Here is a 14,028-nt window from a genome sequence, read left to right on the forward strand (position 1 = left end):
TGTGGCGGAATCTGTATCTTGCACGGTTGACGTCGATGGTTCTCTTCTTTTTGTTTGATCGCCACGGCCGGTTCCTCGATGCGGCTGGGGGTTATGGCATCTTCACGCGCTTGATGCGGGACATCGGCTTTGATTATTACTGGACAGACATGTACTGCCCCAACCTGACGGCGCGGGGCTTCGAAGCCGAGACGGGCCCAGGCGCCCCTTACACGGCAGTGACCGCTTTCGAAGTGATGGAGCATCTGCCCGATCCGGTCGGTTTCGTGGCCGAGCTGCTTGAAAGCACAGGCACCGACACGATCATCTTTACGACCGAGCTTTTCACCGGCGAACCTCCGGCGCCGGAAGCATGGTGGTACTACGGGTTCTCCACCGGACAGCACATAACTTTCTATCAGCGGTCGACCTTGGAGCTTATCGGGAAGCGCTTCGGCATGAGGTTCTACAGTTCCGGCATGTTGCACATCTGGACGCGAGCGAAACTCAATCCGCTGGCTTTGCGCGTACTGACCTCGCCCACCGTTGCTAGCCTGCTCGGCGGGTTGCCACGGCTAGCGCTCGGGTCGCGGACCATGGCGGACCACGAAATGCTGATACGAACCGACAAAGAATAGTGCGCCTGACACTGTCGTCACACTGATGCCGGTTCGCCGGAGCGGGAAGAGGGGAGTGGTCTGAGAAACCTAACTGCGGCGTTTCGGTTTGACTCCAGTTACCGGCACGAGGCCCGCTTGGTCGTATCATGTAATCCCATTTGGGACCCTCTGAAGCCTCTTGCGAAGGGCGAAACGCCGTTGACGAGCCAGTGGATTGGTTTTGACGCACACCGCGGGACGGCTGCCCATGCGGACGCCCTGTGCGTCGCCGTGAATGATCGGTGGATATGAAGGATTTTCAGCTGACGTTGCGAGACGGACGGAAGATCGTCATCTCGTTCAACCTGCGGGCAATTAATGAACGGCGCAGGGTCCAAAAATTCATTCGAACCTTGGCCGGCAAATCTACGACAGAAATTTTCAGCGATATCTACGCAAAGCAAATATGGGGTGGATCCGGTCCAGGATCTCGCAACTCCTTCGTTGTCGAGCCATACATAAATAGCATCTCTCAGTTTGCCGCAGCCTTGCCGGAGCGGCTCGATGCCGTTGACCTCGGCTGCGGAGATTTCGCGATTGGCTCGAGGTTGCGACCGCTCTTCAACCGTTATATAGCTGGAGACATCGTGCCAGATGTAATCTCTCGAAACCGAGCTCGATTCGGCAATCTCGACGTGGACTTCCGAGTGGTCGACATTACAGCCGATGATCTTCCACCCGGAGATATCGCCTTCGTTCGTCAGGTTTTACAGCATCTTTCGAATGACGAAATCGCGCGAGCGGTGAACCGGCTTCGGGCAACGTATCCAAGACTTGTCTTGACAGAACATCTGCCGCTAGCCGCGGATTTCGTTCCAAATATTGATATTCCAACCGGACCGAACAATCGACTCGGTGTCAATAGCGGAGTCGACATCACAAAGCCGCCATTTGAGATTCCCGTGCTCAGTGCGACAGTGTTATGTGAGGTAGTTATTGAAGAAAATATCGATGGACCCGGGTCACCTGCCAGCCGTATTCGAACAACTCTGTATGAATTTTGATATCGTCTTAATGGCGGGTGGCTCAGCGCAGACTCCAGGGCCGATATTTGAGCTATACGGGGACGCTAGGAGATTGCTCAATTAGCACTCGTCGGCGTGGGCGGGGCGGTTCGTTGGGAATGGAGTCATGACAGCAGTGGCGCGCGTAGCTGGATGGGAGCCGCCAGAGCCTTACCCTGGGCAATATTCGCATCGAACTGGACTTGGATAGCTGGGCGCACCCATGAAAGTTGCATTCGATGACCAGGTTTTCACCATCCAGCGGTATGGTGGTGCTTCGCGGTATTTTGTCGAGCTGGCGACTCGCCTACCGGAACATGGCGTATCGGAAGTGTCCGTCGTCGCCCCATTACACATCAATAAGTACCTGGCGGTTGACTCTGCACGACGTTTTACGCGCGGTAGGTGCGTGAACATGCCGCCATACACATTGGCGGGCATTCCGGTTCTGCCCACCGCCAACCGGCTCGCCGCGCCGCTGGCATGGCGGGGGATAAATCCGGATATCGTGCACGAGACCTACTTTGCCATCAAGCCTCTTGGGAAAGCGCGGCGCCGGATCGTGACGGTCCACGACATGATCCACGAGCTGTTTGCCGCTGAGTTTGCTGACGCAGCCCGCGTCACTGCTGCCAAACGCGCAGCTGTCGACCGTGCCGACCACATAATCTGCGTCTCCGAAAACACGCGGCAGGACCTCCTGCGTCTTTACGGCGTCGAGCCGGAGCGAACGAGCGTTGTTCATTTGGGCTATTCCCTGACCGCACAGAGAAGCGACCCGAAAGCGGATAGCGGCAAAGGCAGGCCCTCGCTCCTGTACGTAGGAAGTCGCAAGGGCTACAAGAACTTCGGTACGTTGCTTGAAGCCTATGGCAGGTCTCCGACATTGCGGGAGTTCGAGTTGATAGCCTTCGGCGGAGGCCCGTTCCTGCCCGACGAATACGAAGCGATCAACCGGCTAGGTATCGCTGACCGGGTGCGGTTCGCCTCCGGCTCCGATCGAGAGCTTGCGGCACGCTACCAAGCCGCGACCGCGTTTATCTTTCCGTCGAAGTACGAGGGTTTCGGGCTTCCCCCGCTGGAAGCTATGAGCCACGGCTGCCCAGTTGTGTGCAGCCATGCGGGGTCAATTCCAGAAGTAGTCGGGGACGCCGGTGTCTACTTCGATCCGAACAATGCCGAAGAGCTACGCATGGCGGTGGAACTTGTGGCAACGACAAAGGAATTGCAGGCGGATCTGCGTGCGCGTGGATACCAGCGGATCACCGCATTCTCATGGGACCAGTGCGCGGCTGCCACCGCACGAATCTATCGCAACATCATATGACCACGGTCAATCGCGCTTACGGAGAAGATCTGTGAGCGTCCCCGAGCCCAGAGCTTCGAGCACTACGACATGGCGGAGTAAGGAGAATGAACAAGTGAGAGTTCACATTCCGCTGACCCTGCGCAGAGTCGCCGCAAGGATAGGACTATGACGACCACCGTCCCGATCATCTTCATCATTTTCAACCGGCCGGACACCACTAGGCAGGTCTTCGAGGCAATCAGGGCGGCCAGGCCGAGCAAGCTCCTGGTCGTCGCCGACGGTCCGCGCTCGAATAGGCCTGGCGAAGCTGAGAAGTGCGCAGCTGCGCGCGCGATCATCGAGGGGGTCGACTGGGACTGTGAGGTGCAGACGAATTACTCGGAGGCCAACCTCGGCTGCCGGCTCCGCGTCTCGTCCGGCATAACTTGGGCCTTCGAGCTTGTCGACAAGGCGATAATCCTTGAGGACGACTGCGTGCCCGCCCCCTCGTTCTTCCAATACTGCGCTGAACTTCTCGACCACTATGAAGACGATGAGCGCATCATGATGGTCTCTGGAGGAAATCATCTGTTCGGACAAGCCACGGTTGCAGACAGTTATTACTTCTCGAGATATGTGCATATCTGGGGCTGGGCAACCTGGCGGCGAGCGTGGACGAAAAATGACGTCAATATGACCTACTGGCCCGAGATCAGGGATAGAAAGCTTTTCGACCAGTACTTTCGGAAGAGGAGCGAGCGCTTCTACTGGGACTCCGTTTTCCAAGCGGCTTATGAAGGCAAGCTCAATACTTGGGACTTCCAATGGGTTTACAGCATATGGGCGAATTCGGGCCTTTGCGTTGCTCCCGCTAGGAATTTGGTACAGAACATCGGGTTTGGCCACGCTGAGGCGACCAACATGGTGAAAGACGTTGTCTACTCTTCGCTAGGGGCCGAGGAGCTCGACCTGCCTGTTACTCACCCGGCGACAGTCCTGGCGAGCGTCGACAAAGACGAGCTCGAAGCGAGGCTCCGGTTTGCTCATGAGCAGGTCTTACCGTACCCCTTGAATAGGTACGTCACCTCTGCGGTCCGCAAACTTGCACGTCTGCGTAGAACCTCGACGGAACTGTAGTCTCAGCTGTTACGAAGGCGGAAACCCTTGTCATGGAAGGGATCGCGGGCCCCATCGGTAGCGTTAACGATGTCTGCGACAGTGCCTGGGCGGGTTGTTCGAGACCGCCGCCAGGGCGAAACATGTTGCGCACCATCGACGCCGACGACGTGCGAGTCCAACCGAGAGCGAAAGTCGATTCACTTGGCGCCTTTATTTAGCATGCTGTTTGCGTTCATCCCCAGCTGACTTGGCTCGCAAGACAAATCCGGTTTGGTCACCACGGCCCTGCAGATTAAGCCGCTCCGCTTGCTTTCGCCAATGCTTAATCTGCTTGTGCCGGAAGATCTCACGGATTTTGGGGTCGGTCAATGCAACATCACGCCGGTAGGCTTCGCTACCGAAAAATTGCAGTTCATTCGAATCATCGAACGTCCTGTCGACTCTTAACCCGACCCTATCCGCTGCCAGCGCCATTCCCTGCCGTGAAGGTATCGCGATATGCCGAGGCGCATCGATCTGCACCCAGTTCTGCCTGTAGATGGTCCACGCTTCGGATGAGGTCGTCGGCACGCGCACCAAGCAGATGCCGCCGGAAGCGAGCTTCTCGTATGCTGCTCCAAGCGTCGCGACCAGGTCGGGGACGTGTTCCAGCGAATGATTGAACATGATTAGATCAAATTCACCTGGCACGTCGCCTAGATTTCGCTTCATTAGCGGCACGCCTCGGGGCGTCTGGCCGTCGGCTGCCAGGAACGGATCAGCACCGCACAAGTTGTTGAATCCGGCTTTGGACAATCGGTCTAACAGCGCGCCGCTACCACAGCCGACGTCGAGGATTCGCGCGTCGCGGTCAACGCCTAGCTGACCGAGCATTCTGACGACGCCTCCTAGGGCAGCACGGGCGCCTGACGAGAGGGCTACAAGAAGGGCACCAACTACCCAGCCGCCAGTATGCAACTCAAAGCGGTCTCGCTGTGAATTCAGCCATTGTAGTACTCTGGGCTGAGCTGAAATAGTGTAAGAGTAGTAATCCGGGGGATAATGGCGCGCGAGTTCTTCACCCTCGGGCATATTCACGATCTGTAACGTATCGCAGGCAGCGCAGCCATAATAGTAAAACAGCTCTCCTGTTCCAAACATCATCTCGCGCACCGCGATAGTTTGGTGGGGGCCAGAAGATCCGCATAGTCGGCACTCTTCGGTAATCTCGCCCATTTTGCCCTCCTCGACGAAGAATTCGACGCCACGAAAAAGTGCACGATGTGTACGGACGCATGCCCCGAAGTCTGATGAAAGCTTGGTTGACGATCCGTGGTGGATTTTAGGCGACGGCACAACAGTTTCGGCGCCGGGGTGGGATCTACGGGGCGCTTGTGGAACTGGGACAGGACGACCGAACCCCGCCCAGATCTTCAGCGAATTGCCAACCTCACGGTCCCCATGTTGCGATGACCACTGGAAACCACCCCGACGGTGGGTAACTCTTCACTCGACTCAGCCAACTGCTGAACAGGCCGAGCGGAAGTGAAATCGACTCCCACCGAGTTGAATGAGGCGCGGCTTGCCCTGGCCGATGCCGCACGGGCGACCTCATGCGCCATCCAGCGCTGCTGGTGAGCGCGCAACGGCCAACTTATCGGCGCGAATCCCTCGCGCCAGACCAGCGGAGGGGGTTAGCGTGGCGCGGGTGAACCGTTTCCCCATGCTCCGATCCGGCATCTGGCGTCGGCATCCGTCGCTGCTGTGGCACTATCCCACCACCTATGTGCGGCACCTGCGTACGGTGACATCGGCCGCCGCCATACGCGCCGAGTATGAGAAGGCCGCCGCCGACGGACAGTTCGCCGAGCATTGGTTCGATGTCAACATCATCCCGTGGTGTGCGGCGCTAACTCGGGTGTTCGCCCGCACTGATCCCCTCGATGTATTGGAGGTGGGGTCGTGGGAGGGCCGGTCCACCCTATTCCTCGCCACCTACTTCCCGCACGCCCGGCTGACTGCCGTTGACACCTGGGAAGGCAGCCACGAGTCGATCTCGGCCACCACCGATGTGCAGGGGCTTGAGGCGCGGTTCGACCACAACCTATCTGCGTGCGCTGCGCGGGTGACGAAGCGGAAAGGGATGTCCTCGACCGTGCTGCCCCAGCTCCTGGCCGAGGGGCGGCGTTACGACCTGATCTATGTGGACGGCTCGCACTACGCCCCCGATGTGCTGGTCGACGCCGTCCTCGCTTGGCGGCTCCTGAACCAGGGTGGGGTGATGATCTTCGATGACTTCCTGTGGCGTTTCTACTCCCGTAAACACGCCAACCCCGACTGGGGGATCAGCCACTTTCTGAAATTCCATGCCCGGGAATACCGAGTGCTCGGGGCCTACTATCAGCTGATCCTGCAGAAAACCGTAGCGCACACAGATCAGGTCGCCTAAAAAACGACGAAACGCGGCCCCTGACCAAACGGTCAAGGGACACTTCGTCTAGCGGTGTAACTAGAACTTGTCCAGGGTGCAGGCACCCACCGGCAATGATCGGGGCCAGACCGCGACCAGCCGGCCAATTGGACGGAGGCCAAAGCCCGCAGTTGCCGAATCTGCCACGGTGACAAAAGTTGTTCCCGCCGATATGGAGCATCAGCCGTTGCAGCCGGCCGGTCCTTCCGGTGGCAGCCGACCACCTGCAGCGCCTGCAACCAGTATGGTTGCCCGGTTCGGCCATAGCCAGGCCGGAGATCCGCCCCGCCCCGTCGGGGCGGCAATCACGATGGTTCTGCACATAGGCACTGCCTGGATCTGAAGCCATCGAAGTGCTTACGCGTACCGGCGTCGTGCCGTCTCGGACCGGGCTCACGGTGGCCTATCGCCGGTGTACGGTTAGCTCGTGTCTTTGCTGATTACAGTGCCGGTGTTCGGAGGACATGAGTACACCCACGCTCTTGTAGGGGACTTAGTGCGCGAGGGTGCCGACTATCTGATTGTGGACAATATGGGCGACTACCCCAGAATCGGAGACGAACGGGTCAGCACGCCCGGCGAGAACCTGGGATGGGCTGGTGGCAGTCAGCTTGGATTCCGAATTGCGTTCTCGGAGGGCTACTCCCACGCAATGACACTCAATAACGACACCCGCATCTCGAAGGGATTTGTGGCCGCCTTGCTGGACCCGCGCTTACCCGGCGACGCGGGAATCGTTGGGCCGATGACCGACCTGGGGTTGCCCTGGGCGGTAGCCGATCAGCAGCCAGACGCCGCGAACTACGTTCCCCGGCCACGATATCGGGCGGTGCCTGCTGTGGAGGGAACGGCGCTCATGCTGTCGCGTAATTGCTGGCAGGCGACCGGCGGCATGGACCTAGAAAACTTCAAGCGTTACGGGTGGGGTATCGACCTCGATCTGGCGTTACGTGCCCGCAAGGCTGGATTCGGTGTGTACACAACCGAGATGGCCTATATCAACCACTTTGGACGCAAGACCGCCAACATGCACTTCGGCCGTTGGAGGTACGACGTTGGGGGACGCCTGGCGATGGTGCAGGGGCTGCGGAGAATCCATGGCTGGCGCGCGACTCTTGCGATATTAGGGAGAATGTCGATAGTCCTCCATCGCGAGTGGCCCCAGCAATTCCCCCTTGACCCCGCCTAAAGCTACCCATATACGATTTTGGAACGATGCGCGCGTGGTAGCGGCTTGGGATCGTTTGCGGGGCAACCGAATTCTCACGGGGAGTGAGAGTCCACGGGGTGGGCTTTAGTGTGCATAGCTCTACTTTCGACGGCGTTGGGAAACAGCACGCCTGCGCTTCCCCCGGCAGCCACGAAAGTGGTTGGGGTCCAGTAGGTCAACACCACCTTGATAGTCGACTACAAGTCGACCAGCGAGGGCATCATCTAAAGAATCGTCCACACCTCCGGCCCAAGGGAGTAATGGTGGGCGGACCATCGCAGCTATATCCAATCGCGCGTGGTTGCCGCAAGGGTGGCGGTGAAGAGGGGCAGGCCCCACGGTACCGCCCGCAATTTTCATCGTCTATTTGCTCGGCAGAAGTGTTGTGGCGCAGGGCAACGCGCGTACTCGTCCTGCATTGTGGAGCCCGGCTGATTATCTGGCGATCGGCTGTCCCGGTGTCGAGCGGGTGTCATTTTCGTGCGGTACTGGTGTTTGCGCGGTACCATGCCACAGTTGCTTCAATGCCGTCTCGCAGGGCGATTGCTGGCCGCCATCCTGCCCTCCGTAACACCGAAATGTCCAGCAGTTTGCGCGGCGTGCCGTCTGGTTGGGTTGGATCCCAGCGTGTTTCGCCGGTATAACCGACCGCTGCGGCGACCATGTCGGCGATTTCGGAGATGCTGTGATCGACGCCTGTCCCCACGTTGACGGGATTAGGACCGTCGAAGTGTTGCAGAAGGTGCAGGCACGCGCTTGCGAGATCATCGACATGTAGTAGCTCACGACGCGGGGTTCCGGTGCCCCAGTTGGTCACCACTTGGACGCCGCTGGCTTTGGCCTCTTCGTATCTGCGGATGAGCGCCGGCAGCAGATGTGAGCCGGATGGGGAGAAGTTGTCACCGGGTCCGTACAGGTTGGTCGGCATCGCGGAGATCCACGCGAGGCCATGCTGACGCCTGACCGCCTGGACTTGCAGAATGCCCGTAATTTTCGCGATCGCGTACGCCTCGTTGGTCGGCTCCAGGGCGCCGGTCAGCAGCGCGGTCTCTTTGATCGGCTGCGGGGCGTATTTGGGGTAGATGCACGAGGAGCCGAGAAACAGCAGCTGCGGCACAAGCGCGGCTAGGGCGGCATCGAACAAGTTGACCTGAATCCGGAGATTTTCGGACAGGAAATCGACCGGATGCGTGCTGTTGGCCATAATGCCGCCGACCCGAGCCGCGGCGTCGATGATGATATGAGGCCTCGATTCTAAAACGAAGTCAAATGTCGCCGCCCGATCCGTCAGGTCGAGTTCACCGTGGGACCGCACAAGGAGGTTGGTGAATCCCTCGGCCTGAAACTTGCGTAGCAGGGCGGACCCGACGAGTCCACGGTGCCCGGCGATATAAACCGGAAGTGTGCGGTCGAGGGTGCCGAACCATCTGCTCATGCCTACGTCAGCTCCAACTGGGCAGGATAGGCTTGTCAATCCACGGCTTGCCATCGCACGCCAATGCGGCGATGTCCGCGTCGACCATGATCCGCGCCAGTTCGGTAGTGTGGACAGCAGCCTTCCATCCGAGCGACTGGGCCGCCTTGGTCGCGTCGCCCACCAGGGAATCCACTTCGGTGGGTCGTAGGTAGCGGTCGTCGAATTTCACATGCTTCTGCCAATCCAGCCCTGCATGTTCGAATGCGGTTCGGGCGAATTCGCGCACGCTGTAGCCGAGCCCCGTCGCCAGCACGAAGTCCCCAGGGTCGGAAGCCTGCAGCATCCGCCACATCCCTTCGACATACTCGGGCGCATAGCCCCAGTCCCGGACAGCGTCGAGGTTGCCCAAGTAGACGTCCGACTGTATGCCGGCTTTGATGCGCGCTACCGCTCGCGTAATCTTCCTGGTCACGAATGTTTCTCCGCGCCTGGGCGACTCGTGATTGAACAAGATACCGTTGACCGCGAACAAGCCGTACGCTTCTCGGTAGTTCCGCGTCGCCCAGTACGAGTAGAGCTTTGCGGCGCCATAGGGGGATCGCGGGGCGAACGGCGTTTGCTCGTTTTGCGGTGGTGGTGACGCGCCGAACATTTCCGAAGACGACGCCTGATAGAAGCGGCAATCCACCCGCGAAAGGCGAACGGCCTCCAATAGTCGAATCGATCCCATACCTGTCGTGTCGCCGGTATGAACGGGTTCGTCAAAGCTGACGCGGACGTGCGACTGCGCCGCGAGGTTATAGATTTCGTCGGGGTCGATGGTGCTGAGCAAGGTAGCCAGACGCGTACCGTCGCTGAGGTCGCCGTAATGCAAGAATAGCCGCGCGTCCGGCTGGTGTGGATCGACGTAGAGGTGATCCAGTCGCGAGGTGTTGAACGTCGACGTTCGACGGATGAGCCCGTGGACCTCGTACCCCTTACGCAGCAGCAGTTCGGCGAGATACGAGCCGTCCTGTCCCGTGATTCCCGTTATCAGTGCTCGCTTCACTGGATTCCCGCTTCTGTCGGTGCATGCTCGTTGCAACTTCTCCGGCATCCCATCTTGTGGCCGTCTCATCCTCGCTGTGCTGCAGCCGCGGGTTGTCGCATTCACCATCCGCGCACGTGAGGCGCCGACGCATCTCCGCCGAAATCATATGACGGCGACCACATCCAATCTCGCATAATCTCCGTGAAGGCGGCGCTCGAAGCTGCCTATTCAGCACTCCGGAGCAGCTGTTTCCACGATTTGCGGTTCTCGGCAGCGTCACCGTCTGGGCGACCCTGACGGTGTCCGCCCCAACGAGGATGTCATCGCCATCCAACTGCACGAATCCGCGTCAAAGCGCGCGTAGTCACACCGTGCTGAGTTACCATCGCGACCTACCGTGCACAAGAACTGAAAGGCCTCAATTCGCTATGAGATTCGACCGGCGGGGAAGGCCTATCGAAAGCGTTGTCGATTCCCACCACAAGGGTGTCAACCATGCCGCTGTTGATGGGACTGGGACCCGCCCAGTGATTCTGTTTGTCTTGGGGACACAACGGTCCGGAACCTCAGCAATCACACGCGTTCTCTCGTTGTGCGGTGGCACGCTGCCTCCCGGGATGCTGGGCGCCGACGCCGGCAATCCTCGAGGCAACTGGGAGCCGCGCAAAGTCATCGCAATCAACGAATCGATCCTGCACCGTCACGGCAGCGCCTGGTTCGACCCGTCGCTGCGCTTACAGGAAGACGGCGCCTTCAGCGCGGAGGAGAAGGCCGCCTGCATCGCCGACATCGCGGCGTATCTCAAGAGACTGCCGACCGCACCCCTCCTGGTTGTCAAAGATCCCAGAATAACGACGCTGTCGGATTTGTGGTTTGAAGCGTCGCGTCTGGCCGGATTTGACAGTGCGGCCGTGATCGCGGTCCGCCACCCGGAAGAGGTCATCTCATCGGTTGCGGTTTCGTGGGGAATCGCGCCAGAGCTGTCGAGTGCGTTATGGCTGAAATACAACCTCCTGGCCGAGCGGCACACGCGTGGTATGCCACGCGTGTTCGTTGGGTACACCAACCTCCTCGAGGACTGGCGCAGGGAGATTAAGCGGATTTCCATGGCGTTGCCAATCGATCTCAGTAACCTCGACGAGCACGCCATCGACGAGTTTCTCACGCCCGATCTCCGGCGTCAGAGAAATCGCGGGCCGGTGGCAAGCCGTTTCGGTACAGATTGGATCTCAGCAGTTTACGATGCGCAGTGCGTCGCAGCGCGAGACGAGTGTCCCGACGAGGGGACGCTCGATCGCATTTTCGAGTCCTATCGTTCGAGCGAGCACGATTTCCGGTCTGCGTTCGAGGGTTACCGTAAACTCTCCGGCGGTGTGCGGTCGCGAATTTTTCGGCCGGCGGTCGTGAAACCGATGATCGAGCTGGTGGCGATGGCTCACCGGCGAAGAGGCACGTGGGCTTAGGCAATCTCGTCGTCGGCCTTGGCCCGCACCATCTTTCGTTGTGCGATTCCTACGGGTGGCCGGAAGTCACCGATCAGTCCACACGCCTCGATCTGGCGAATTTCTCGACGAGATCGGCGGTGATGGAAATGCTTTCGGCGGGTTTCGTCATCCGGGCGGCAAGCTCGCGGGCGCGGACGGCGTAATCCGGCGCGAGAATTTCGCGCAGGTCCGTGATCAGCGTTTCGCGCGTGGTAGTCGAAAACCGCCGAGACGCCCCGACCTTCAATCTTTTGAACTGGGCCCCCCAGATCGGCTGGTCGGGCATCGTCCAAAGAATCAGCGTGGGGACTCCGGCGCGGAGGCTTGCCGCTGTAGTGCCCGCGCCTCCGTGATGAACCACCGCGCGGCAAGCGGGAAAGGTCGCAGCGTAGTTAACTGCGCCGACCACCTTGACGTGGTCGTAATGGGGGACATCGCTGAAGTCGGTCCAGCCCGAGCAAATCAATGCCCGTTCCCCCAACTCTGCGCAGGCCGCGCCGATCATCTTGACGGTGGCGGCCGGGGATTCGACCGCGAAACTGCCAAAGCCGAAGCAAATCGGCGGCGTTCCGGCGGCGATCCACGACGCGACCTCGTCATCGGCGTCCGTCGTCAGCTCCATCGTGAGCGGGCCGACGAACGGTCGACGGCCATTCCATTTCGCCCATTCGGCCGCCAACCCCGGGAAACACACCTCGTCATAGGCCTGGATTTCCAGAGACCCGCGTCTGGCGATCTGTCGCCACGACGTACCTCTCGCCTGCGGAAGGCCCAATTGGCGGCGCTGCGCATCGTCGAGCTTCTTCGTCAGAAGATGCCAAGACAGCAACCCCATCGCCGTCATCCCGAACTTAACCAGCGGTGCCGGCAGGGTCCCAATGAGCTGTCCGTTGGGCCGAATCGGGAAGAAGTGCAGCGTGGCGAACGGGATGTCGTAGTACTCCGCGACGTTGAAAGCCGCCTGCTCGAAATTGAGGCCGGTGAGTAGCAGGTCGGCCCCGTCTGCCAGCGACACCAACGTCGTGTTCATATGCGCCCACATGTCGGCGACTGGGTCCCATAGCCCGTGCCATGCGGTGCGCAATTCGTCGATTTTCCAAAAATTATGGAAGAGCAGGGTCCAGAACTCGCGGTTGGCATCGAGCCCCTCCTGGAGCCCGTCCACCGTGTCGATCCCGTAGGCCACGGTCGTGAGGCCGGTCGACGCGACGAACTCAACCAGGTTGGCTGGAACGGCAATGCGTACATCGTGTCCCCTGCGCGCCAGCTCGCGACCGATAGCGACCGAGGGCTCGATGTCGCCGCGAGTTCCAAAGCTCGCCAAGGCAAACTTCATAGGGGTTCCCCACCTTTTTCACTTCCGTGTGCTCGAAGTCTGCGCCATCATGACATCCAGGGCGTCGCGGGCGCAGCTTATTGACCAGTGTGGGTGACTCTTCGCGACGACAGGTCCGTGGAAGTGCCCCAGTCAAGCAAGTGCCGATCGCGAGGCGATGTCCAGAACCAGCCGTTTGGAGCTTGTAGCTGTGCTCATTGGGATACTTTACTGATATGAATCCGCCCGATAGGGAGAAGGTTACGCGCGACGGGGCGCAGATGAGACCGTGTTCCTGTGTGCAGGCTTGCCTTACGTTGAATACACGCCTCAGGGGGAGGGGCCTCTTATGAACCGGATCAAGGCCGTGCAGCAGGCGCTCGATGGACGGTCGACCCCGGTCTACCTCGAGATAGGCGTCTCGCGTGGGTCGGCGTTTCGTCGCATCGCCGCTCAGGAGAAGATCGCCGTCGACCCCGCGTTCAAACTCTCGGCGCGTACGCGTCGGCGTGCCGACGCAAAGGCGATCGCCACCCACTACTTCGAGACAACCAGCGACGCCTTCTTCGCGAACGAGGCATCCTTCCTCAAGCAACGCCGCGTCGACGTCGCCCTGATCGACGGCCTACATACGTATGGGCAGGTGGTGCAGGACGTTGAAAACACCCTGCGGTACCTGTGCGACGACGGCGTCATCTTCCTGCACGATTGCAACCCGACGCGAGCATCGGTCGCCTGTCCTGCGGACTCGTACGCCGATTTTCGCAGGCAGAATCGGTGGTGGGAGACCGACTGGAGTGGTGACGTCTGGAAGGCGATCGTTTATCTGCGAAGCACACGGCAGGATCTGCGGATCGCCGTGCTGGACTGTGACTGGGGTGTGGGGATCGTGCGGAGGGGAGCTCCCGAATCACGATTGTCCTACTCGCCGGCACAGATCGAGGCTCTCACCTACGCGGACCTCGACGCGGACCGTGAGCGGTTGCTGAATCTCAAGCCACCCGCATATCTCGGCGAATTTCTGTCCTCGGAGCGCCGGATCTCGTCCAATTCCTGACTCGGTGGCACGCTCCG

General features: G+C 59.9%; 11 protein-coding genes and 1 pseudogene. 8 read left to right on the forward strand and 4 right to left on the reverse strand.

The genetic code is table 11. The features are described 5' to 3' along the window. Positions 1-35: 35 nt before the first annotated feature. The 4 genes and pseudogenes from G6N37_RS04875 to G6N37_RS04890 form a co-directional block, all read left to right on the forward strand. Positions 36-617 (forward strand): class I SAM-dependent methyltransferase, encoded by a 582-nt coding sequence (locus tag G6N37_RS04875; protein ID WP_232075471.1) that lies wholly within the window; start codon positions 36-38, stop codon positions 615-617. Positions 618-886: 269 nt separating this feature from the next. Next, entirely contained in the window at positions 887-1,642 is a 756-nt protein-coding gene (locus G6N37_RS04880) for a class I SAM-dependent methyltransferase (protein ID WP_163676693.1), read from the forward strand. Between the two features lie 223 nt (positions 1,643-1,865). Next, positions 1,866-2,969, forward strand: coding sequence for a glycosyltransferase family 4 protein (locus tag G6N37_RS04885; RefSeq protein ID WP_163676696.1), 1,104 nt, complete (start codon positions 1,866-1,868; stop codon positions 2,967-2,969). Positions 2,970-3,095: 126 nt separating this feature from the next. Then, a pseudogene (locus G6N37_RS04890) lies at positions 3,096-4,067 on the forward strand (hypothetical protein); the annotation flags it as partial. Between the two features lie 192 nt (positions 4,068-4,259). Here G6N37_RS04890 and G6N37_RS04895 read toward each other — a convergent pair. Next, positions 4,260-5,264: a class I SAM-dependent methyltransferase gene (locus G6N37_RS04895; RefSeq protein WP_163676702.1), complete on the reverse strand. Its 1,005-nt coding sequence runs from the start codon at positions 5,262-5,264 to the stop codon at positions 4,260-4,262. A gap of 472 nt (positions 5,265-5,736) precedes the next feature. Between G6N37_RS04895 and G6N37_RS04900 the strand changes: the two genes are divergently transcribed. Both G6N37_RS04900 and G6N37_RS04905 read left to right on the forward strand, forming a co-directional pair. Continuing rightward, entirely contained in the window at positions 5,737-6,477 is a 741-nt protein-coding gene (locus G6N37_RS04900; protein ID WP_232075288.1) for a class I SAM-dependent methyltransferase, read from the forward strand. Between the two features lie 448 nt (positions 6,478-6,925). Then, positions 6,926-7,687 (forward strand): glycosyltransferase family protein, encoded by a 762-nt coding sequence (locus G6N37_RS04905; protein WP_163676705.1) that lies wholly within the window; start codon positions 6,926-6,928, stop codon positions 7,685-7,687. Positions 7,688-8,180: 493 nt separating this feature from the next. Here G6N37_RS04905 and G6N37_RS04910 read toward each other — a convergent pair whose 3' ends face one another. Both G6N37_RS04910 and gmd read right to left on the reverse strand, forming a co-directional pair. Continuing rightward, a complete protein-coding gene (locus tag G6N37_RS04910) occupies positions 8,181-9,143 on the reverse strand; it encodes a GDP-L-fucose synthase family protein (protein ID WP_163676708.1) in 963 nt (320 codons plus the stop codon). Positions 9,144-9,150: 7 nt separating this feature from the next. After that, positions 9,151-10,173, reverse strand: a complete 1,023-nt coding sequence (gene gmd, locus G6N37_RS04915) for a GDP-mannose 4,6-dehydratase (RefSeq protein WP_163676711.1) — start codon at positions 10,171-10,173, stop codon at positions 9,151-9,153. A 410-nt stretch (positions 10,174-10,583) separates the two neighbouring features. On the opposite strand from gmd, the gene G6N37_RS04920 reads away from it, so the two are divergent. Continuing rightward, positions 10,584-11,618, forward strand: coding sequence for a sulfotransferase family protein (locus G6N37_RS04920; RefSeq protein WP_163676715.1), 1,035 nt, complete (start codon positions 10,584-10,586; stop codon positions 11,616-11,618). A 73-nt stretch (positions 11,619-11,691) separates the two neighbouring features. On the opposite strand, the gene G6N37_RS04925 is transcribed toward G6N37_RS04920, so the two are convergent. Beyond that, the gene (locus G6N37_RS04925; protein WP_163676719.1) at positions 11,692-12,975 is read right to left on the reverse strand and encodes a glycosyltransferase; all 1,284 of its coding nucleotides are present in this window, start codon (positions 12,973-12,975) and stop codon (positions 11,692-11,694) included. A 328-nt stretch (positions 12,976-13,303) separates the two neighbouring features. On the opposite strand from G6N37_RS04925, the gene G6N37_RS04930 reads away from it, so the two are divergent. Further along, entirely contained in the window at positions 13,304-14,011 is a 708-nt protein-coding gene (locus tag G6N37_RS04930; protein ID WP_163676722.1) for a class I SAM-dependent methyltransferase, read from the forward strand. Positions 14,012-14,028 lie beyond the last annotated feature (17 nt).

This window comes from Mycobacterium seoulense (genome assembly GCF_010731595.1).
Lineage (GTDB): Bacteria > Actinomycetota > Actinomycetes > Mycobacteriales > Mycobacteriaceae > Mycobacterium > Mycobacterium seoulense.

What these genes read in the sequence shown, in the direction of transcription:
- G6N37_RS04875 (WP_232075471.1), top strand. Translation starts at nt 36, where the DNA reads ATGGTTCTCTTCTTTTTGTTTGATCGCCACGGCCGGTTCCTCGATGCG.
- G6N37_RS04880 (WP_163676693.1), top strand. Translation starts at nt 887, where the DNA reads ATGAAGGATTTTCAGCTGACGTTGCGAGACGGACGGAAGATCGTCATC.
- G6N37_RS04885 (WP_163676696.1), top strand. Translation starts at nt 1,866, where the DNA reads ATGAAAGTTGCATTCGATGACCAGGTTTTCACCATCCAGCGGTATGGT.
- G6N37_RS04895 (WP_163676702.1), bottom strand. Translation starts at nt 5,264, where the DNA reads ATGGGCGAGATTACCGAAGAGTGCCGACTATGCGGATCTTCTGGCCCC.
- G6N37_RS04910 (WP_163676708.1), bottom strand. Translation starts at nt 9,143, where the DNA reads ATGAGCAGATGGTTCGGCACCCTCGACCGCACACTTCCGGTTTATATC.
- G6N37_RS04920 (WP_163676715.1), top strand. Translation starts at nt 10,584, where the DNA reads ATGAGATTCGACCGGCGGGGAAGGCCTATCGAAAGCGTTGTCGATTCC.
- G6N37_RS04925 (WP_163676719.1), bottom strand. Translation starts at nt 12,975, where the DNA reads ATGAAGTTTGCCTTGGCGAGCTTTGGAACTCGCGGCGACATCGAGCCC.
- G6N37_RS04930 (WP_163676722.1), top strand. Translation starts at nt 13,304, where the DNA reads ATGAACCGGATCAAGGCCGTGCAGCAGGCGCTCGATGGACGGTCGACC.